At 64.3% G+C, this 18934-nt stretch carries 18 protein-coding genes; 7 read left to right on the plus strand and 11 right to left on the minus strand.

Features of this window, described 5'->3' with window-relative positions:
• Positions 1 to 232 precede the first annotated feature (232 nt).
• Positions 233 to 1303: an AraC family transcriptional regulator gene (locus ACVNHC_RS02215; protein WP_050472009.1), complete on the plus strand. Its 1071-nt coding sequence runs from the start codon at positions 233 to 235 to the stop codon at positions 1301 to 1303.
• A gap of 45 nt (positions 1304 to 1348) precedes the next feature.
• Here the strand turns inward: ACVNHC_RS02215 and ACVNHC_RS02220 are convergent, their stop codons facing one another.
• Together ACVNHC_RS02220 and ACVNHC_RS02225 are read right to left on the minus strand one after the other, a co-directional pair.
• Positions 1349 to 2122, minus strand: coding sequence for a DUF4344 domain-containing metallopeptidase (locus tag ACVNHC_RS02220; RefSeq protein ID WP_457166323.1), 774 nt, complete (start codon positions 2120 to 2122; stop codon positions 1349 to 1351).
• Positions 2123 to 2243: 121 nt separating this feature from the next.
• Complete coding sequence (locus ACVNHC_RS02225; protein ID WP_050472012.1) at positions 2244 to 2930, minus strand: glycosyltransferase; 687 nt, start codon at positions 2928 to 2930, stop codon at positions 2244 to 2246.
• A gap of 106 nt (positions 2931 to 3036) precedes the next feature.
• On the opposite strand from ACVNHC_RS02225, the gene ACVNHC_RS02230 reads away from it, so the two are divergent.
• Positions 3037 to 4161: a PA0069 family radical SAM protein gene (locus ACVNHC_RS02230; protein WP_186415261.1), complete on the plus strand. Its 1125-nt coding sequence runs from the start codon at positions 3037 to 3039 to the stop codon at positions 4159 to 4161.
• 60 nt (positions 4162 to 4221) lie between these two features.
• Positions 4222 to 4872, plus strand: a complete 651-nt coding sequence (locus ACVNHC_RS02235; protein WP_457166324.1) for a ribonuclease HII — start codon at positions 4222 to 4224, stop codon at positions 4870 to 4872.
• Positions 4873 to 4941: 69 nt separating this feature from the next.
• Here the strand turns inward: ACVNHC_RS02235 and ACVNHC_RS02240 are convergent, their stop codons facing one another.
• The 8 genes from ACVNHC_RS02240 to ACVNHC_RS02275 form a co-directional block, all read right to left on the minus strand.
• Positions 4942 to 5421 (minus strand): F0F1 ATP synthase subunit B family protein, encoded by a 480-nt coding sequence (locus tag ACVNHC_RS02240; RefSeq protein ID WP_457166325.1) that lies wholly within the window; start codon positions 5419 to 5421, stop codon positions 4942 to 4944.
• Positions 5422 to 5432: 11 nt separating this feature from the next.
• Positions 5433 to 5990, minus strand: coding sequence for a F0F1 ATP synthase subunit B (locus tag ACVNHC_RS02245; protein ID WP_019963170.1), 558 nt, complete (start codon positions 5988 to 5990; stop codon positions 5433 to 5435).
• Positions 5991 to 6069: 79 nt separating this feature from the next.
• Positions 6070 to 6297, minus strand: a complete 228-nt coding sequence (locus ACVNHC_RS02250; protein ID WP_019963171.1) for a F0F1 ATP synthase subunit C — start codon at positions 6295 to 6297, stop codon at positions 6070 to 6072.
• A gap of 69 nt (positions 6298 to 6366) precedes the next feature.
• Positions 6367 to 7116 carry a F0F1 ATP synthase subunit A gene (locus ACVNHC_RS02255; protein WP_050472015.1) on the minus strand — a complete coding sequence of 250 codons (750 nt, stop codon included), beginning with the start codon at positions 7114 to 7116 and terminating at the stop codon, positions 6367 to 6369.
• 76 nt (positions 7117 to 7192) lie between these two features.
• The gene (locus ACVNHC_RS02260; protein WP_122519391.1) at positions 7193 to 7621 is read right to left on the minus strand and encodes an AtpZ/AtpI family protein; all 429 of its coding nucleotides are present in this window, start codon (positions 7619 to 7621) and stop codon (positions 7193 to 7195) included.
• A 206-nt stretch (positions 7622 to 7827) separates the two neighbouring features.
• Positions 7828 to 11292 (minus strand): chromosome segregation protein SMC, encoded by a 3465-nt coding sequence (smc, locus tag ACVNHC_RS02265; RefSeq protein ID WP_457166326.1) that lies wholly within the window; start codon positions 11290 to 11292, stop codon positions 7828 to 7830.
• Positions 11293 to 11911: 619 nt separating this feature from the next.
• The gene (locus ACVNHC_RS02270; protein WP_058897860.1) at positions 11912 to 12553 is read right to left on the minus strand and encodes a DsbA family protein; all 642 of its coding nucleotides are present in this window, start codon (positions 12551 to 12553) and stop codon (positions 11912 to 11914) included.
• Positions 12554 to 12729: 176 nt separating this feature from the next.
• A complete protein-coding gene (locus tag ACVNHC_RS02275; RefSeq protein ID WP_457166327.1) occupies positions 12730 to 13254 on the minus strand; it encodes a DUF721 domain-containing protein in 525 nt (174 codons plus the stop codon).
• Positions 13255 to 13446: 192 nt separating this feature from the next.
• On the opposite strand from ACVNHC_RS02275, the gene mutY reads away from it, so the two are divergent.
• The 3 genes from mutY (at position 13447) to bfr (ending at position 15820) form a co-directional block, all read left to right on the plus strand.
• Positions 13447 to 14544: an A/G-specific adenine glycosylase gene (mutY, locus tag ACVNHC_RS02280; RefSeq protein WP_457166328.1), complete on the plus strand. Its 1098-nt coding sequence runs from the start codon at positions 13447 to 13449 to the stop codon at positions 14542 to 14544.
• A 119-nt stretch (positions 14545 to 14663) separates the two neighbouring features.
• Positions 14664 to 15209, plus strand: coding sequence for a 2OG-Fe(II) oxygenase (locus ACVNHC_RS02285; RefSeq protein WP_457166329.1), 546 nt, complete (start codon positions 14664 to 14666; stop codon positions 15207 to 15209).
• 122 nt (positions 15210 to 15331) lie between these two features.
• The gene (gene bfr, locus ACVNHC_RS02290; protein ID WP_019963179.1) at positions 15332 to 15820 is read left to right on the plus strand and encodes a bacterioferritin; all 489 of its coding nucleotides are present in this window, start codon (positions 15332 to 15334) and stop codon (positions 15818 to 15820) included.
• A 416-nt stretch (positions 15821 to 16236) separates the two neighbouring features.
• On the opposite strand, the gene ACVNHC_RS02295 is transcribed toward bfr, so the two are convergent.
• A complete protein-coding gene (locus ACVNHC_RS02295) occupies positions 16237 to 17814 on the minus strand; it encodes an EAL domain-containing protein (RefSeq protein ID WP_457166330.1) in 1578 nt (525 codons plus the stop codon).
• A 280-nt stretch (positions 17815 to 18094) separates the two neighbouring features.
• On the opposite strand from ACVNHC_RS02295, the gene ACVNHC_RS02300 reads away from it, so the two are divergent.
• Positions 18095 to 18742 carry a hypothetical protein gene (locus ACVNHC_RS02300; RefSeq protein ID WP_457166331.1) on the plus strand — a complete coding sequence of 216 codons (648 nt, stop codon included), beginning with the start codon at positions 18095 to 18097 and terminating at the stop codon, positions 18740 to 18742.
• The last annotated feature ends 192 nt before the right edge of the window (positions 18743 to 18934 follow it).

Raw genomic sequence — 18934 nt, forward strand, 5'->3', positions numbered from 1 at the left:
GGTTCTCTCCGTCCTGGCCCGTTGCGGGCGCGCTGTTCTCCTCAGGGCCGGGCGGCACTTGTAACGGGGTCCTGCCCCATGCCTGTCTCCGGCCTGCCCCTACGAGACGCGCTTCTGACCCCTCCCGTCTATCCGCTGGGCGAAAGGCTCCATGCGCTGCGCGAAAAACCGCCGGTTACCGCTTCCCTTCGCCGGCTGTCCGGTGTTAGCATTTGTACTGACTGGTCCAGGAATGAGCGAAAAAGCCGAGGGGACGGGCCAGAAAACGCTGGTGCAAGCCATGCAGATGCAAGCGATCCAGATGCCACTTTCCGGCCACGCCCGGGTGGCGACGCAGGACGTGGATCAGGCGGCGGAGGAGGTCGGGCGGATTTTCTGCTCCCATCGCCTGCGTCCGCGCGATCATGGCCGTGACTTCTTCGCCTGCCACAACAGCCGCGCCTTTTCCGGCGGCTCCATCAACTATGTTGCCTATGGCGGCGAGGTGGAGATTGATCCGGGCTTTCTGGAGCGGTTCTTTCTGGTGCAGATCCCGCTGACCAGTGGTGCGGAAGTGCGCATCGGCAGCCAGATGGTCACAACCGGGGCCGCACGCGCGGCCTCCGTTCTCTCTCCCACCCGGCCCAGTCTGATGCGCTGGAAGGCCAGCTGCGGGCAGGTGATCCTCAAGCTGGAGCGGCAGGCGGTGGAGGACATGTTCGCCGCGCTGACGGGGAGCGAGGCGCAGGAAATCGTCTTTGATCCGCAGCTGCGGCTCGACAGCGAGCCGGGGCGGACGCTGGGGGCGCAAATCCTTGCGCTGGCCCGGCTGGCTGACCAGATCCCGCGCGGCGATCTGGCCGGAGCAGAGGCGCTGAACCGGCTGGGCTGGTCCACCACCCATGCGCTGCTGTGGACCCATGCAGGCACGGCGCGGGACAGGCTTTGCGCCACGTCTCAGGACATCGCGGGCGCCGGGCACAAAGTGTCACGGGCGCTCGACTACATCGATGCCCATCTGGCAGATCCCATTGACTTCGCTGAGCTGGCCAGCGCCTGCGGCTACAGCCTGCGCGCCTTGCAGCTCGCCTTTCAGGCCGAGCGGGACCAGACGATATCGCAGGCGCTTCAGGAGCGGCGGCTCAGCATGCTGCGCCAGCACCTGATGGCCGCGCGCGGCCGCAGGGATGGAACGGCCAATATCACCACGCTGATGCAGGCCTGCGGGCTGCAGCATGCCGGTCGGGCCGCCGGTGCCTACCGGGACCTCTTCGGCGAGACACCCGCTGAAACCCTGCGGGCACTGCGCAAAAGCACCAGCTGAAAAGCTGCGCCAGCAGCGAGAGACGCGTGCCAGGGAGCGCCGCCGTCACTCCCCGGTGCCGGCTGTTTCGTCCTGTGTCTCATCAGGGGCTTCGTCCCACATGCGGCCCAGATCCTCGGCATATTCGGTGCAGACGACAATCGCCTTGTCGCCCGGGTAGTAGAAGGCATTGGCCTCACCGCACTCCTCGATCCGCACCTGCACCGTCACCGGCAAGCTGAAAAGCGCGTTGAGATCCTTGATTTCCGCCGCAACCAGCGAGCGGGCCGGCTCGCCGCCCTTTCCCGGCACGAGCACCAGCTTGCCTTTGTTCCCGGATTTCTTCTCGATGGCATCAAGCGCCTTGCCCCAGGAGGAAGCCATCAGCTCCCATTCATCGGGACAGTCCTCCATCCGCTCCTCGGGCAGTTCCAGCTCCCGTGCCACTTCGGCGCGCTCATCCGGATTGGCGCCGTAGAAATGGCAGATAAGCATGTAGTAGCGCTGAAGGTCCGTTCCGTGCTGGCCGTGATAGACCGGGCCATCGCCTTCCCGCTCCGCCTCGTCATGGGCCAGACTGTAGGCATAGGCCGTATCATAGACGATCGTAACCGCCGCATCCTCTTCCCACAGCTGATGGATCAGCAGCGTGGCCAGAGCGTCAGCCGCATCTTCCTCCCGCCCCAGAACCGGCAGCTTCAGCACATCCACAAGGGCATGGCCGAATTCGTGGTAAAGCGTTGAAATGATGTTGGACTGGATGAAGCTATCGCGCGCCTCATCTCCGCGTGCCGCAGCCAAGCCGAGAGCAAAGGCGAGCGCAAGTGCAATGAGCCTCATTCGAGCATAGAACTCCGGCGTTGAGCTGGTGCCACATTCCCGTCAATCACATATCCGCTTCCCGGCAGGGCCGCTGCTGCCTGACGGCACCGGGCACCTGGGAGGCGCAGAAACATCCCGGTCAGCCGTGCAGCCGCGCCGCAAGGGTTGGCGGCACGCGCAGCGCGGCAACGGCCATGCGGGCAGCGGCGCGGCGAAGTCCCGTCCGCGCCTCCCCGCCCGGCATCCCGGCAATGGCGCTGCTGCGCAGCAGGCGGATGCGGCTGCGGCCAATGCGGCGGACCAGATCGAAATCCGCCATCCCGGCCAGATCCCGGTGGCCGCCCAGTTCCTCGTAGAACCTGCGTGAAATCAGCAGCCCCTGATCCGCGTTTGGCATCGCCAGCATCCGGCTGCGGAGCATCGCGCCAAACTCGGACAGACGCGCCCCGAAGCCGAAGGCATCCAGCTTCAGCCGGAAAGCGGCTGCGCAGCGGTTCGCCTGACCGGAGCGCTCCACCCGCTCGATGAATGTCTGCACGTCCTGATGCCAGCCGTGTTCCAGCACGGTGGAGGCATTGAGAAACAGCAGCCAGGGGGACTTGCGCGCCAGCGCCGCTCCGTGCGCGAAACGTGCACCCTCCCCCTTCGCCAGCACCTCGAACTCGCAACCGGCCGCATCCGCGACCTTGTGCGTGGCGTCGGACGAGCCGCCATCCACAACCAGAACCTCGCGCACGAGGCCATCCGCCGCGCCCGGCACAAGGGCCGTCAGCGCATGCGCCAGCTGGGCTTCATTGTCATGTGTGGCAAGGACAACACTGATCATGAAACGGGTTGTAGCGCCTTTTCGGGGGTCTGGCGAGAGAGGCCTTGCCCGGCTTGCATTTTCAGCTAATGTTCCGCTTATGTTCTCATTGGAGAGTCGTTGAAGCATGGCGCGGATTGATCAGACGGAACAGGACACCCGTGAAGCTGCCATGGCCGCATTGCGCCTCGATGAGGATCTGCGGCGCGGCCGCGGGGCCGCGCTCAACATGCCCGGCCGCTTCGAGCGCCAGCAGCGCGAAGGCTTTGACGATGGCTGGGAGACGCCGGACGATCTACCGCCGCTGAAGACCACGGTGCAGGAAGAAAAGGCCCGCACCATCATCACGCGCAATTCCTCGCCCGACATTTCCTTCGACCGCTCGATCAACCCATACCGGGGCTGCGAGCATGGCTGCATCTACTGCTTTGCCCGGCCCAGTCATGCCTTCATGGGCCTCTCCCCCGGCCTCGACTTCGAGACACGGCTCTTTGCCAAGCCCAATTCAGCCGAACTGCTGGAGCGGGAACTGGCACGGCCCGGTTATCAGGTGCGCACCATCGCCATCGGCACCAACACGGACCCCTACCAGCCCATCGAGCGGCGCTACAAGCTGATGCGGGAGATCCTGACGGTGCTGGAGACCTACAATCACCCGGTCGCCATCGTCACCAAATCGGCGCTGGTGCTGCGCGATGCGGACATCCTGTCGCGCATGGCGGAGAAGGGTCTGGCCAAGGTGGCGCTGTCCATCACCTCGCTCGACAAGGACCTGGTGCGCACGCTGGAGCCCCGCGCCAGCGCCCCGCACCGGCGTCTTGGCGCGCTGAAGGGGCTGTCGGAAGCGGGCATCCCGGCTTCCGTGATGATGGCGCCGGTGATCCCGGCCCTTACGGACAGCGAGATCGAGGCACTGCTGGAAGCCGCCGCAGAGCATGGCGCCACCGAGGCCGGTTACATTCTGCTGCGCCTGCCGCTGGAGGTGTCCGAACTCTTCCGCGACTGGCTGCTGCGCAACCGGCCCGACCGTTACCGCCATGTGATGAACATCCTGCGCTCCATGCGCGGCGGCAAGGACTATGACGCCGAATGGGGCCAGCGGATGCGCGGGCTCGGCCCCTATGCCCAGCAGATCGGCCAGCGCTTCAGCCTCGCCTGCAAGCGGCTGGGGCTGAATCAGCGGCGCAAGAAGCTGAACACGGAGCTTTTCACCCCGCCGCAGGTGGGCGGCGTGCAGCTCTCCCTGTTCTGATCTGCTACGGGACAGGTCCTTGCTCTTGCATTGCCGCCGGGAATCATCACGATCCGCTCCATGAGCAAGGCCCCCTCCCTTTTTGATCTGCGATTCGGCGACACACTGGATGCCGCGCTTGAAGCCGGACATGCCGCAGGCCTCGGCGGCGCGCTTTGCGGCGTGGACGAAGCCGGGCGCGGACCGTGGGCCGGACCGGTCGTCACCGCTGCCGTGATCCTCGACTACTCAAACCTGCCAGTGGGCCTGAACGATTCCAAGAAACTCACCGAGAGCCGGCGCAATGCCCTCTATGACGAGATCTGTGCCACGGCTTTCGTCAGCGTTGCCAGCAGTTCGGCCGCCACAATCGACCGGATGAACATCCGTGCCGCAACGCTGGACGCGATGCGCCGGGCCGTGGCGGGTCTCTCCCGGAAAGCTGGCTATGTCCTGGTGGATGGCCGCGATGTGCCGCCGGGGCTAGGGGTAGACGGGCAGGCGCTGATCAAGGGGGACGGGCGGTGCCTTGCCGTTGCTGCGGCATCCATCGTTGCCAAGGTCACCCGTGACCGGATGATGGAACGGGCAGACAGCCTTTTTCCCGGCTATGGCTTTGCCGTTCACAAGGGCTATGGCGTGCCCGCCCATGCCGCCGCCCTGACGGCGCTCGGCCCCTGCCCCCTGCACCGCATGTCATTCCGGCCCGTGGCCGCTGCCGTGCGGGACTGAGCTTCACCTTACCCAACAAAAAAGCGGCCCGCAGGGGCCGCTTTCATGAGATCAGTGATCCGGCAGGCTTCAGTTGAGGCCAGCCTTGACCTGCTCGATGCTCTTGGCCGTCAGGTCCTCGGCAACGGAACCCGTCACCTTGGACACCAGCATGCTTTCAGCAGCGGCGATCGCCAGATCAGCAGCCTTTGCCTTCACTTCCGCGATGGCATGGGCTTCGGCCTGGGCAATCTTGTCTTCGGCAGACTTGGTGCGCCGGGCAATCAGCTCTTCCAGAGACCGGGTGGTCTCCAGCGTCAGCTGCTCTGCCTCTGCACGGGCCTCAGCCACGATTGCTTCAGCTTCCGCTTCCGCCTCATGACGGCGGCGCTGATAGTCAGCCAGAAGCGCCTGAGCTTCTTCACGAAGCTTGCGGGCTTCTTCCAGATCCGTGCGGATCTTGGTTGCGCGGCTGTCAAGCGCTGCCGTGATCTTGGCCGGAACACCGAGCCAGGCGATCAGGACAAAGAACAGGATCAGGCCGACCAGTGCCCAGAATGATGCATCCATGACCGGTCTCCTTACTTCGCCGCAGACTGAACGGCAGCGTCTGCTTCAGCCTTGGCCGGAGCCACACCGATCAGAGCTTCCACCAGGGCGGAAGATGTCTCGCTGGCGATTTCACCAACCTGGGCCAGAGCCTTGTCCTTGATGGACGAGATATGCGCATCGGCCTCTGCCAGCTTGGCCGCAAGGCCCTGCTCGGCGGTGGCGCGGCGTGCATCCGTTTCAGCCTTGAGCTTTTCACGGGTGTCCTGTGCAATGCCGCGTGCACGGGCACGGGCTTCGGACAGGGCCTGCTCGTAAGCGGCAATGGCTTCGTCGGTCTCCCGCTTCAGGCGCTCGGCTTCCGACAGGTCGCCCGCGATGCGGTCGTGACGGTCCTCGAGAATGCCAGCGATACGCGGCAGAGCCACGTTCTTCATGATCCAGTAGAAGACCAGGAAGGTGACGAACAGCCAGAACAGCTGCGAGACAAAATGGGTCGGGTCGAACGGCGGGAAACCTGCCCCGTGTTCTGATGCCGGAACGTCCAGGATAACCTGCCCGTCCACAGTAGTATGGGTTTCGCCTGCCATTATCGCCTCCGGATACCGGGAAGGCGGCGCAGGTGCGCCGCCCCCGGTCTCATTCGTTCCAATACGCCGTTAGGGACGATTAGACGGCGAACAGGAGCAGAAGGGCGATCAGCAGCGAGAAGATGCCCAGAGCTTCGGTCACGGCGAAGCCGAACACCAGACGGCCGAACTGGCCATCAGCAGCGGACGGGTTGCGCAGGGCGCCCGACAGGAAGTTGGAGAAGATGTTACCCAGAGCCAGGGCGACGAGGCCCATGCCGAGAGCGGCGATACCAGCGCCAATGAACTTTGCTGCTTCTGCTTCCATGACACGTGCTCCTAATTGACGTTTGTCAGCGTTGTCAGGCGGCCTTTGCGGCCACATGAGTTGGTGAGTTTAGTGAGACGGATGAAGGGCGTCGTTGAGGTACATGCAGGTCAGCAGCGTGAACACATACGCCTGCAGGAACGCAACGAGGAACTCCAGTGCCGTCAGCGCCACCGTCATCCCGAGCGGGAGGACGGCCCCGAACATGCCAGCTGCACCCATGGCGCTCATGCTGACAACGAACCCGGCGAACACCTTGAGGGTGATATGGCCCGCCAGCATGTTCGCGAAAAGACGAACCGAGAGGCTGATCGGGCGGGAAAGGAACGAGATCACTTCGATCGGCGCAACAAGCGGCACCAGAGCGCCCGGCACACCGGCCGGAACGAAGAGGTGCAGGAAGTGCAGGCCGTGACGGGCGAAGCCGTAGATCGTGACCGTCAGGATCACGAGCATCGCCAGGGCGAAGGTCACGATGATCTGGCTGGTGATCGTGTAGAAATACGGGAACATGCCGAGCAGGTTCGCGACCAGCACGAACATGAACAGCGAGAACACCAGCGGGAAGAAGCGCATGCCTTCCGTTCCGGCGCCGTTGCGCAGCATCCCGGCCACGAACTCGTAGCTGAGTTCAGCCATGGACTGCCAGCGGGACGGGATCAGGCCGCGGCTGGAAGACGAGAAAATCAGGAACGCCGCAGCGGTAATGACCGTCACCACCATGAACAGGGCGGAATTGGTGAAGGACAGATCGATACCGCCGACCTCGATCGGGACGAGCGTCTTGATATGAAACTGATGGATCGGATCGTTCGCCACCGGTCAACCTTCGTTCTATCGTTCACAAAGCGCTGTTTGCGCGGGCTCTTAGTCGTCGCACCGCCGTCACGTCAAGTCACTTTCGGGGAGAATCCTGCGAAGACTCGTCAGAATCTTCATCTTTCCCACCCGGTGTGACCGGCTTGCGCCAGGCCTCCCCCTGCTCAGGCACCACTCCGGCCGACCTGAGCACATTGAGAATCCCCGCACCGAACCCCAGCAGAATGAAAACGACAAGCCCGAGGGGCATCGTTCCCAGCCACTGATCCAGGAGCCAGCCAATCATGCCGCCCGCCACGATCCCGGCAATGAACTCCGAAGAGAGCTTCATTGCCTGTGCCATGCCGGCCGTCGAACTGCGGCTCGCCTTTGCCTCTGCGCGTATTTCGCTTTGGCGGCGCTCTTCCAGCAGCTGATTGAGCTTCTCCCGTCGAGACGACAGGTCAGCTTCGGAAATTTCAGAGGATCCTTCTTTGGCATCCCCTTGTTGCGGCGAACGGTCCATAGGCCCCTCACATTCAACAAAGGAAACGCCGGTCCTCCGTCGCCCCCTTAAGCCGGGCGCACAATAGTCGGCACCACCTGCCCTGTCAAGAACATGGGTTAGGAATTCAACTTATTGAAACGATTGATTTTTCTGCTTCCGTGAACAAGTTCCGGCGCGACTTTTCCGCCCCGTTTGCCCTTGCCTTGCCACAGTTCGGTGCTGCGTCATACCGCGTCGCGGAATCGCTCTGCCGTTTCAAGGTCCACGGACACCAGCTGCGACACCCCACGCTCGGCCATGGTGACGCCGAACAGCCGGTTCATCCGTGCCATGGTGATCGGGTTGTGGGTGATCACCACGAAGCGTGTTTCCGTGCGCCTCGCCATTTCTTCCAGGAGGTCGCAGTAGCGCTCCACGTTGGCATCGTCCAGCGGCGCGTCCACTTCGTCGAGCACGCAAATCGGCGCCGGATTGGTGAGAAACACGGCAAAGATCAGCGCCATGGCCGTCAGCGCCTGCTCCCCGCCGGACAGCAGCGTCATGGTCTGCGGCTTCTTGCCCGGCGGGCGGGCGACGATTTCAAGGCCGGCATCCAGCGGGTCATCGCTGTCCACCAGCTGCAGTTCCGCCGTGCCGCCACCGAACAGATGGGTGAACAGCCGCTGGAAATGGCCGTTGACGATCTCGAAGGAGGCGAGCAGGCGCTCGCGCGCTTCGCGGTTGAGGTTGGAGATGCCGGTGCGCAGGCGCTTGATGGCCTCGATCAGATCATCACGCTCGCGCGCAAGTGTCTCGCGCTGGGTGTCGATCTCCGCCAGTTCGTCATCGGCGCGCAGGTTCACCCCGCCCAGCCGCTCGCGCTCGGCCTTCAGCCGTTCCAGCTTGCGCTCCATGCTTTCCGGGTCCGGCAGCGGTGCGCCTTCGGTGAAGCCTGCCAGTTCGGGCAGCTGGATCAGCGGCACATCCAGCGCCTCGGAGATGCGGCCGATGACCGTCTCCACACGCTCGCGGGCAGCAGCCACACGCTCTTCGGCGCGCACATGGCCTTCGCGGGCGCGGAACAGCACTTCCTGCGCCTCCCGCGCCATGCGGTCCACGTCCGACAGGGAGGCCTCGGCCTTCACAAGTGTGTCATCCGCCTCCTGCTTGGCAGCTTCCGCCTTGGCAATCGCGCTGAAAAGGTCGCGGCGGCGGATTTCGATGTCCTCCGGCGCCTCGATCAGCTCCTGCCGCTCGTCCTCCGCCTCGCCCATGCGGGCGCGCAGGGTTTCGATCTGGGAGGCGGCATTGGCGGCGCGGCTGCGCCAGCTTTCATGCTCGCGGGCAATCGCCTCCAGCCGCCGGTCGCGCATCTGCTTTTCACGGGCAATGCCATCGGCCATCACGCGGGCTTCGGAGAGGGCGCTGCGGGCTGCGGCCAGCTGGGTGTGAAGCTGATGGATTTCCTCCGTCAGTCCGCCCGAATCGGGCAGCTCCTCCAGCCGTTCAGCCGCTTCCTCGACTCGTTCGGCGGCTTCTTCGGCCTCGGCAGACAGGCGCCGGGCCAGATCCTCTGCCCCTTGCAGGCGCAGCGCCAGCTGGGAGAGCACCCGCTCTGCCGCCATCAAGGCCTCACGAGCCTCGCTCAGGGCTTTCTGATGATCGCGCAGCTGCTGGCGCGCCGCCTGTTCCCGGTCTGCGGCCTGCTGCACGCGGGAAGAAGCCGCCTCCAGCGCCTCGCGGGCGGTCTCCACCCGCTCGCCGGCAATGCCGATTTCACCGGCCAGCGCCGCCAGACGGTTGCGCTGCGCCAGCCGCTGGGCAGCGGGTGTCGGGGCGTCAGCGGCAACGGTGAAGCCATCCCAGCGCCACAGGTGCCCCTCGCGGGAGACAAGCCTCTGGCCGGGCTTCAGCAGCGCCTGAAGACGCGGACCATCTTCAGCCGGAACCACACCGATCTGCGCCAGACGGCGGCGCAACTCGGCGGGAGCCTCCACGTCTGACGCCAGCGGGCTTGCGCCGGACGGCAGGGGAGAATCACCAGCCGCCGCACTTTCCAAGGTTCCGGACCAGCGCACGGGCGCGCCCTCGTCCAGCGAGGCTTCCAGATCATCACCCAGCGCCGCACCCAGCGCCGTTTCCAGGCCGGGCTTCACGGTCATGCGGTCCACCACGGGCGCATGCGCCCCGGCGGCCACCATGTTGAGCACGCTTTCCAGCGTGCGCGCTTCGGTTTCCAGCCGCTGCAACACGCGCTCGGCCTCGGCCAGCGGCGCACGGGCGCCCTGCTCTGCCTCGCGGGCGTTGCGGGTGTCCTGCTCCGCCGTCTCCAGCCGCTCCTCGGCCTCCAGAGCGGCGGCTTCGCACAGCTCCACCTCTTCGGCGCGCCCGGCAACGCCGTCGGCGGCATCCATCTCGGCCCGCAGCGCCTCATACATGCGCGAAGCGTCCGCGGACTGGGAGCGCAAGCGCTCGGCCTTGCCCCGCGCTTCATCCAGCGTGCGCTGCATCTGCTGGCGCTGCGCTGTCACCCGCGCTTCGGCGGCGGTCTTCTCGTTCAGAACCTCTTCGAGATCGCGCACCTTGCTGCCCGCGTCCTCGACGCGCTCTGCAGCCAGTTCGGCGCGTTCGGCGGCGGTTTCGCCCTCTTCCAGCAGTTCGGCCCGTTCTTCGGTCAGCCGTTCCAGAACCTCGCTGTTTTCCTCGATCATCCGCTCTTCGCGGGCAAGGTCCTCTGCCAGCTGAACAAGGCGGCGGTTGAGGTCCACCAGCTTTTCGCGCACGCGCCGGTCTTCGGCATCCAGCTCGTTGCGGGCAATGACGAGCCGCTGCAGGGCAGCCCCGGCGCGCGCCGCAGCATCGCGGATCTCCGGCAGGCGGTGGGAGGCAATGGCCTGCGTCTTGGCGGCCTCTGTCTGTGCTTCCGCAGCAGCCACCACCCCGGCACGCGAGGCGGTGAACATGCGGTCGGCCTCTTCCAGGCCTTCACGGGCCTCATTCAGGCGCAAGTAAAGGATCGCAGCTTCCGCTGAGCGGATCTCGGCAGACAGATTGCGGTAGCGCGAGGCCTGCCGGGACTGGCGGCGCAGGCTGTCGAGCTGGCCGTCGATCTGCACCAGCACGTCTTCCAGACGTTCGAGATTCTGCTCCGCTGCCCGCAGGCGGATCTCCGCCTCGTTGCGGCGGCTGTGCAGACCCGAGATGCCGGCCGCCTCTTCCAGGATCTGGCGGCGGGAGGTTGGCTTGGCGGAGATCAGCTCGCCGATCTGTCCCTGCCGCACCATGGCGGGCGAGCGGGCGCCGGTGGAGGCATCGGCAAACAGCAGCTGCACGTCACGGGCGCGCACATCGCGCGAGTTGATGCGGTAGACGGACCCTGCCTCACGCTCGATGCGGCGGCTCACTTCCAGCATGTCGCTGTCGTTGAAGCCGGTAGGCGCCTTGCGGTCGGCATTATCAAGAAAGAGCGTCACTTCCGCCGTGTTGCGGGCCGGGCGGTTGAGGCTTCCGGAGAAGATCACATCGTCCATGCCGGAGGCGCGCATGTTCTTGTAGGAGTTTTCCCCCATCACCCAGCGCAGCGCCTCGACAAGATTGGACTTGCCGCAGCCATTGGGGCCGACAACGCCGGTCAGCCCGTCGCCGATGACGAATTCCATCGGCTCGACAAAGGACTTGAACCCGGCCACGCGCAGCTTGTTGAACTTCACGCCGCGCCTCCAACGGTGAGGAGGAGGGAACGATTGTTCTCATGGCAAGGCAGCTCCGCCCCCCTCCCCCAACGTGGGGAGGGGTAAGGGGTGGGGGGCTGTGAGCCTGCTTGTGGCCGGGAGGCACCGCGATTTCTCAAGCGAACTGTCAGGCCGCTGTTTTCCAAAACAGAAAAGCAGCGGAGCATCGAAATGCCGAGCCCCCCACCCCCAGCCCCTCCCCACAAGGGGGAGGGGGGCGGAGAGACAGCCGCAAAGCCGTGGTCACGCAACATCACCGCCCCAGCCAGGGCACGGCTCTCCCGCACCGGCCAAACGGCCGGGCAGGCAGAAGCCACTACCCTGTCGAGCATTTCTGTCACGCGCATGCGCCCCCGGAAAGATGCCGCCCGCCCCAGGAGGCCGGATGGCTGCAGGACACGGCTCCCCAGCCATGCCCTTTGGCGCAGACTCCGGCTGACGAGAGGGGCTCTTGTCAAGGAAAAGCCACTTCTGACCGCCCGGATCAAACCGCCAATTGCGGGAATAGCGGGGAAAACGGCAATAAAACACCCCGCCGCAGGCTGGCTGCGGCGGGGCGGAAGCTCAACTGGAGCCTTGCTCAACTGGCCCCTTGGGCTCAGAGGTGCTTTTCGATGACCTTGGCAAACTCGTCGAAGGAGGACGCGCCGACAATACGCTCGCCGTTGACGAAGAAGGTCGGGGTCGAATTGACACCGAATTCCTTGGAGGCCCGCTCCTGCACGGCGGTGATGCCATCGAGAAGCTGCTGGTTGCCGAGGCATGCCTCGAAGCTTTCCTGCGTGAAGCCGAGCTGCTTGGAGAAGTTCAGCATCGCGTTATAGGGGTCCTGCGTGAAGGCCCAGCTGCGCTGATCGGCGAACATGGCCGACAGGACGTCGAAATACTTGTCCTGCGGCGCGCAGCGGGCCAGCATGAAGCCGCCGGAAGCGACGGGATCCAGCGGGAACTCGCGCATGATCATCTTGGCCTTGCCCGTGTCGATATACTGCTTCTTCAGCTCGGGCAGGGTGTTCTTGTGGAAGTTGGCGCAATGGCCACAGGTCAGGGACGCGTATTCGATGATGGTCACCGGCGCATCTTCGTTGCCGATCACCATGTCACCGAGGGGGCCCGGCTCCATCAGCTTCGCAACATCTGCCGATTGGGCAAAGGCCGGGACGGAGGTTGCCAGGGCGGCGGCAAAGGTGGTTGCGGCGGCGCTGGCCAGAAGCTGTCTGCGGGTAAGGTTCACGATCATATCCTGCCTGATACTGTTTGGCGGTCGCAGTCATGTGCCCGCTTGCAAGGGACACGTCAACCGGACAGTGCAATTGTGGCAGCAGTGGGAAACACACGTGTCCGTGATATCGAAAGCCTGCCGCAGCGGCAGAAAACCGCATGGCAAGCGGTGTTTTGTCCTGTTGAAGGCTCTGCTCAGCTGCCGGAGGAGCGGGCGATGACCTGCTTGCCAAGGGTCTCCAGCGCCTGGCGCAGGCCCTTGTGCTCCAGCCCGTCAAGCTTGGCATCCAGCTTCTTCTGTTCGTCATCCGTCAGGGCGCGCAGGGCGGGCCGCTGCTTCTTCACCGGCACGGTCACCGGCTTCTGGACGATACGGATGCGGCCGATTGCAGCCCAGCCGAAATAGGCGTTGATGCGCTCCAGCACGATGGGCATGTCATGGGTCAGCATCAGGGCCGTTGCACCATCGGTGTTGACCACGAGCGTTGCGGGCTCCGGCACGCCAGAGCCATCCCGGTCCGGTGTGCGCGGCCAGATCAGCCGTTCGGGCCGCACCCTTTCGCCGTAACGCTCGCCCACGATGTCCGGCCAGCTGGCCACCAGATCAGCCGAGGCAAAGCCGCGCTTGCGGAAGACGGGCTCCATCGCCTTGCCGATCAGATCGGCAAGCGGGCGCGACTGCACCCGTCCCTGTCTGCCTGATCCGCCCAAGCTGCTCATCGGTCTGCCCAATTCCTTCTGCGGCCGGCGCATTGCGCCCGCATCTACTTGTCAAACTCCTCCTTGCAGTTTGCGCCGAAATCAAGACCAGCCTCTTAACGCCAGAATGGCGGGGCATTTTCACCCGCTTTTCCCCAGCTCCCGCACTGGGGCAGCCTTGATTTACCGCCGCTCCCGGCCAAGCTTTGCGCCATGGACGCATCATCTCCGCCCCTTCTGCAGGATCAGGCCGCCGCTCAGCGCGCGCAAGAGCTTCTGGCCTGGTACGACCGCAACGCCCGTGCCCTGCCCTGGCGCGTGCCCCCGCATGAGCGGGCGGTGGGTATTGTCCCGGATCCCTACAGGGTGTGGCTGTCGGAAATCATGCTGCAGCAGACCACCGTTGCAGCCGTGAAGGACTATTTCCTCGCCTTCACCGCCAAGTGGCCGAAGGTCACGGATCTGGCAAACGCCGAGACCGATGACGTGATGAAGGCATGGGCCGGGCTCGGCTATTATTCCCGCGCCCGCAACCTCAAGGCATGCGCCGAAAAGGTGGCATTTGAGCTTGGCGGCCGTTTTCCCGAAACGGAAGAAGGCCTGAAGGCCCTGCCCGGCATCGGCCCCTACACGGCGGCGGCCATCGCCGCCATTGCCTTTGACCAGCGCGCTGCCGTGGTGGACGGCAATGTGGAGCGGGTGTTGTCGCGGCTGCATCTGATCGAAGAGCCGCTGCCGGGCGCAAAGCCCGCCATCCGTGCGGCGATGGATGCGCTGACCCCTGAAGAAAGACCGGGCGACTTTGCGCAGGCCGTGATGGATCTGGGGGCCACCATCTGCACCCCGCGCCGCCCCGCCTGTGCCCTGTGCCCCTGGAGCGCGCCTTGCGAGGGCCGCCGTCAGGGCATCGCAGACACCTTGCCCCGCAAGGCGGCCAAGGCGGAAAAGCCGACGCGGCGGGGCGCGGCCTTTGTCATGCTGCGGGATGGCGATGGCGCGCTGGCCCTGCGCAAGCGTCCGCCCAAGGGGCTTCTGGGTGGCATGGCCGAAGTGCCCGGCACGGTCTGGAGCACGGATTTTGCCGAAGAGACGGCGCTTTCGTCCGCCCCGCTCAAGGCCCGCTGGCACCAGCATCTGGGCGTTGCCACCCACACCTTCACCCACTTCCATCTGGAGGTGACCGTCTACAGCGCCACATTGCCCGCCGGCACGCCCCTGCCCGAAGGCTGCTGGTGGTCAGAACCGGGCGATGTGGAGGGCGAAGCCCTGCCGACCGTGATGCGTAAGATCATCTCGCACGCCCGCCGGTGAGCCCCTGCGAACGCGGCTATTTTCCCTTATCGATCAAGGCTTTGCGATTCCTCTTGCTTTTTCCATGCCGTCAGGATTGATCGCGCACCATTTCGCGTCGATCAGAAAGTCATCGGCACATGTTCAAGCATACTGTGAAGGACGTTTTCACCCCTGCCGAATGCGCAGAGATCATAGCCCTCGCCGAGAATGCGGAGATGACGGACGGGGGCTTGGTCGGCGGTGTGCAGCACACCATCCGCCGCGCACGGATCTCCTGGCTCGATGATCAAGGCAGCGCCGCCTTTGTCATGGACCGTATCCTTGCAACGGTCGCGGCCGCCAACCGCGAGGCCTTTCAGTTCGACATAACCGATTTCAAGGAGCGGCTGCAGGTCGCCGCTTACGACGAGACGGATGAAGGCCATTACGACTGGCATTCCGACATCGGCGACGGCGCCATCGCCCGCCAGCGCAAGCTCACCATCGTTGTTCAGCTGACACCGCCTGCGCTCTATGACGGCGGCAGCCTCGATCTTGATCTGGGCAGCACCAAATGGTCAGCACCGAGAGAACAGGGCTCTGCGACGCTTTTTGCCAGCTTCATGCTGCACCGGGTTACCCCGGTCTCAAGCGGGCGGCGCTACTCGCTGACATGCTGGTGCCATGGGCCATCCTTCTGTTGACACCCACTGTGAAGATACCAACGGGAAAAATGAGGAACCTCAACCGGAGGGGCTGGACAGCCACTGTAGAATTATTCTAATGTAGATCCAGTTCAACCCCGCTGAATGAAGTGAGTCTCATCATGAAGGGCAATCCCAAGGTCATCGACTGCCTCAACGAGGCCCTGTTCCTCGAACTGGGCGCCATCAACCAGTATTGGCTGCATTACCGCCTGCTGGATGACTGGGGCTATACGCGCCTCGCCAAGAAGGAGCGCGCCGAGTCGATCGAAGAGATGCAGCATGCGGACAAGATCACGTCGCGCATCATCTTCCTGGAAGGCCATCCCAACATGCAGAAGCTGGCTCCCCTGCGGATTGGCCAGACCATCAAGGAAGTGCTCGAGTGTGACCTCGCCGGCGAATACGACGCCCGCACCTCCTACGCCAAGTCCCGCGAGATCTGCCGCGAGGAAGGCGACATCGTTTCCATGCAGCTGTTCGAAGAGCTGCTGAAGGACGAGGAAGGCCACATCGACTTCCTCGAAACCCAGCTTGAACTGCTCGGCCGCATCGGCGAAGAGCGCTACGGCATGCTGCAGGCAGAACCGGCCAACGAAGTCGGCGAATAAGTATCAGGCCCCAAAGATCATTCAGAGATCCCAAGAAGCGCGCTGGCCCCGGCCGGCGCGCTTTTTTGTTTGGTGCCATTCTGTTTCCGCAAAGCCAGCCGCCCCCGCCGCGCCGTCCCGGACGCAGCGAAGCGAAGATCCGGGACCCGTCATACCAAGGCGCTGAGATGCTGACGCATCACGCCTTGAAAATGCTCAAGTGCCGCAAGGGCTTAACCAGCTCTCGATGAGTCGAGCTCATCGAGAGCTGGTATCAGGCGGTCACGGCCTCGGAACCCTGACAGGTCCCGGCACAAGGCCGGGACGGCGCGGGTGGATGCTCAGAGGAAACAACTCGAGCCGCTTACGCGGCGTCATCATCAGCTTGCGCGCTTACGCGGCGTCATCATCAGCTTGCGCGCTTGCGCGGCAGCATCTCAGCTTGCGCGCTTACGCGGCGCGGGTGCAGGCATGCCCTGGAGAACTTCGGCGCGGACGGGGCGCGGCGGGGAGAAGAGATGCCCCTGCGCCATGGAGACATCAAAGTCCAGAAGCTCCAGCACCTGCGATTCCGTCTCCACATGCGAGGCAATCAGCGTCATGCCGTAGCGGTGCAGCAGATTGCCGAAATCGCCCGGATGGATATGCCCGTGGTCGGAGCTGCGGCGGCCAATGAGATAATCCGCATGCAGCTTGGCATAGCGGAACCCGCGCTCGGCCAGTGACTTGAAGTCCATCTTCAGGTCATGGATCTGGTCGACGGAGAAATGGAAGCCGATCTCGGCAAGCGCGCCGAGGCTTTCCATCTCCACAACGCCCATCTGCGCCACATCATCCTGCGTGAACTCGAGGATCAGCAGGTCGCTGAAACTCTTGTTGTTGCGCACGAACTCCAGGAAGCCGGGGAAGAACGTCTCGTCCGCCAGCGAAATGGAGGAGACATTGCAGAACAGGGCCGCATCGCGGTTGCGCGTCGTCAGGCGTCGGATCACCTGCACGGAGCGGAACAGCAGCAGATTGTCGATTCGCGGGATGAGGCCCGAACGGATCGCCTCCGGCAGGAAGACGGCCGGCTCCAGAACCTGATCGTTGCCGTCTCTCAGGCGCGTGAAGGCTTCATAATATTTCACCCGGCGCTGCGGCAGGGTGACGATCGGCTGCAGGAACAGATCCACCCGGTTGGCATTCAGCGCCGAGCGGATCATTTCGCGCATGGCCGGATCGGCCTTTTGCGAAGCGGGGGCCTGCGGCTGGAATGCCGGACGAGCCGGCTCCGGCTCGTTGCGGAAGCCGGGCTGTTCGAAACCGCCGAACACAGGCTCGATCCGCCCGCCGGGCATGTGCTCGGGCTGATGCTGATGCGGCTCCGGCTGGCGCTGCGGCTCGGGAGCATGATGCCCCTGATGCTGCGGCTGATAGGCCGGCTGCTGGGGCGCGGCATAGGCCTGCGGCTGCTGGGGCGCGTCCTGATAATAAGGCTGCTGGGCGTAGGCCGGCTGCTGATACTGAGGCTGCTGGGGCGCAGCGAGCTGCGGCTGCATGTGCTGCGGCGCCTGCTCATAAGGCTGGCCATGATAGGCAAGGCCCTGCACGGGAGCCGGGCCGCCAATGGCGCGCTGGTCCTCGATGCGGGTTTCCATGTCGGACATGGCTTCCGCCATCTGCTTGACCAGCGTGCCCAGCACCTCGATCTCGGCAAACAGCGGATCGATTTCCTCACGGGTGCGGCGCGGGATGGTGTGTTCGACGCCCGTCAGGCGGCCTTCGAGATTGTTGACGTCCTCATCCAGCTCCAGCAGCCGGTCTTCCAGACGTTCGACAACGTCGCTAACCTCGCCCCGGTCGCGGCCACGGCCCAGCACCACCTGCACCACGATCATGGTACACATCAGCGCAAGCGACAGCGACAGCGCTTCCCCCGGCGGACGGCCAAACTGATAAACGAGCACAGCGGCGGCCGACAGGGCAATCACGCCCATACAGATCAGAATGATGATGGTCGCTAAACGCCCCATGCCTTTGGCCGCACTACCCCGAATCAATACTCTGTTAACGATTTTGCCCGAAAGCCGCTGTAGTTCCGACTCCGCAAACCCGCCTTTACGGGGAAAACTTTGCCTAGTTCTCATTAAAGCGCATTAATAATGGTTAACAGTGCGGCGTTGCGGCCTTCCTGCAACGCAACAACGGCCAGCCGCAAAAACCCTTGCAATTCGCTGCGAGAGCCATAGCCTTATCCCCAGGGGCTGAAACGGGAGGCCCGCTATCTCTTGAACAAACGGGGAGATTGGCGGAGTGGAAGGACAGTCGGCCAGTGAACGGGAACCGGAAGCGCGCCTTGCCCGCGCAGGCGGTACCGTTCGGCCCGCGTCCGGCCCCGGCAACAGCCCGCAGCCAGCCGTCAACCGTGACCTCGTCCGCCTCGCCCTGCACAAGATCACCGGCAGTCCGGAGTTCTCGGCATCCCAGCAGCTGCGCCAGTTCCTGACCTTCGTGGTGGAGGCCTCCATCGCCGATCCGCCGGTCCCCCTGAAGGGCTACACCATCGCCACGCAGGCACTGGGGCGGGACGACAGTTTCAATCCTGCCACAGACCCGATCGTCCGGGTGGAGGCGGCAAGACTGCGCAAACGCCTTGAGGATTATTATGCGGGCACCGGACACAGCGATCCGGTGCGCATCATCATCCCCAGGGGCAGTTACCAGCCCGGCTTTCACCTCATGCCCGTGCCGGAATCCGGAACTGCCCCCGAAACGAAGCCGAAGGCAGGGTCAGAACCACCCCTCCCCGCCGATCCAGCGCTTACGCCTCCCACCTCTTCCGCAAAGTTGCTGGAAACACCGCAAGCACGCAGCTTTCCGGCCGTTCTGCTGCGCCCGGTGGTGTTCTTTCCGCTGATGGCGATCGCCTTCGCCGCAGGTTACGCCGCCGCACACCTTTAGCCGGTTCCAGTCATGGAAAGCGCCATCATATGGTGTGGCTCTGGCCGGGGCCGCACGGCGCCGGAGAAAATCCCGCAGAGAAATCAACCATGAAACCCTGAGCCCCCGGCCGATTGGATGGCCTTGCCGTCACTATTTACGAGGCTGACAACGCTTTGTTTACCACGTTTGCACAACACTCAGCCGACAGTT

Source organism: Pannonibacter sp. Q-1 (genome assembly GCF_054073275.1).

Excerpts from the sequence above, each read along its gene's own strand:
- ACVNHC_RS02215 (WP_050472009.1), top strand. The coding sequence starts at position 233 with ATGAGCGAAAAAGCCGAGGGGACGGGCCAGAAAACGCTGGTGCAAGCC.
- ACVNHC_RS02220 (WP_457166323.1), bottom strand. The coding sequence starts at position 2,122 with ATGAGGCTCATTGCACTTGCGCTCGCCTTTGCTCTCGGCTTGGCTGCG.
- ACVNHC_RS02225 (WP_050472012.1), bottom strand. The coding sequence starts at position 2,930 with ATGATCAGTGTTGTCCTTGCCACACATGACAATGAAGCCCAGCTGGCG.
- ACVNHC_RS02230 (WP_186415261.1), top strand. The coding sequence starts at position 3,037 with ATGGCGCGGATTGATCAGACGGAACAGGACACCCGTGAAGCTGCCATG.
- ACVNHC_RS02235 (WP_457166324.1), top strand. The coding sequence starts at position 4,222 with ATGAGCAAGGCCCCCTCCCTTTTTGATCTGCGATTCGGCGACACACTG.
- ACVNHC_RS02240 (WP_457166325.1), bottom strand. The coding sequence starts at position 5,421 with ATGGATGCATCATTCTGGGCACTGGTCGGCCTGATCCTGTTCTTTGTC.
- ACVNHC_RS02245 (WP_019963170.1), bottom strand. The coding sequence starts at position 5,990 with ATGGCAGGCGAAACCCATACTACTGTGGACGGGCAGGTTATCCTGGAC.
- ACVNHC_RS02250 (WP_019963171.1), bottom strand. The coding sequence starts at position 6,297 with ATGGAAGCAGAAGCAGCAAAGTTCATTGGCGCTGGTATCGCCGCTCTC.
- ACVNHC_RS02260 (WP_122519391.1), bottom strand. The coding sequence starts at position 7,621 with ATGGACCGTTCGCCGCAACAAGGGGATGCCAAAGAAGGATCCTCTGAA.
- ACVNHC_RS02270 (WP_058897860.1), bottom strand. The coding sequence starts at position 12,553 with ATGATCGTGAACCTTACCCGCAGACAGCTTCTGGCCAGCGCCGCCGCA.
- ACVNHC_RS02275 (WP_457166327.1), bottom strand. The coding sequence starts at position 13,254 with ATGAGCAGCTTGGGCGGATCAGGCAGACAGGGACGGGTGCAGTCGCGC.
- mutY (WP_457166328.1), top strand. The coding sequence starts at position 13,447 with ATGGACGCATCATCTCCGCCCCTTCTGCAGGATCAGGCCGCCGCTCAG.
- ACVNHC_RS02285 (WP_457166329.1), top strand. The coding sequence starts at position 14,664 with ATGTTCAAGCATACTGTGAAGGACGTTTTCACCCCTGCCGAATGCGCA.
- bfr (WP_019963179.1), top strand. The coding sequence starts at position 15,332 with ATGAAGGGCAATCCCAAGGTCATCGACTGCCTCAACGAGGCCCTGTTC.
- ACVNHC_RS02295 (WP_457166330.1), bottom strand. The coding sequence starts at position 17,814 with ATGGGGCGTTTAGCGACCATCATCATTCTGATCTGTATGGGCGTGATT.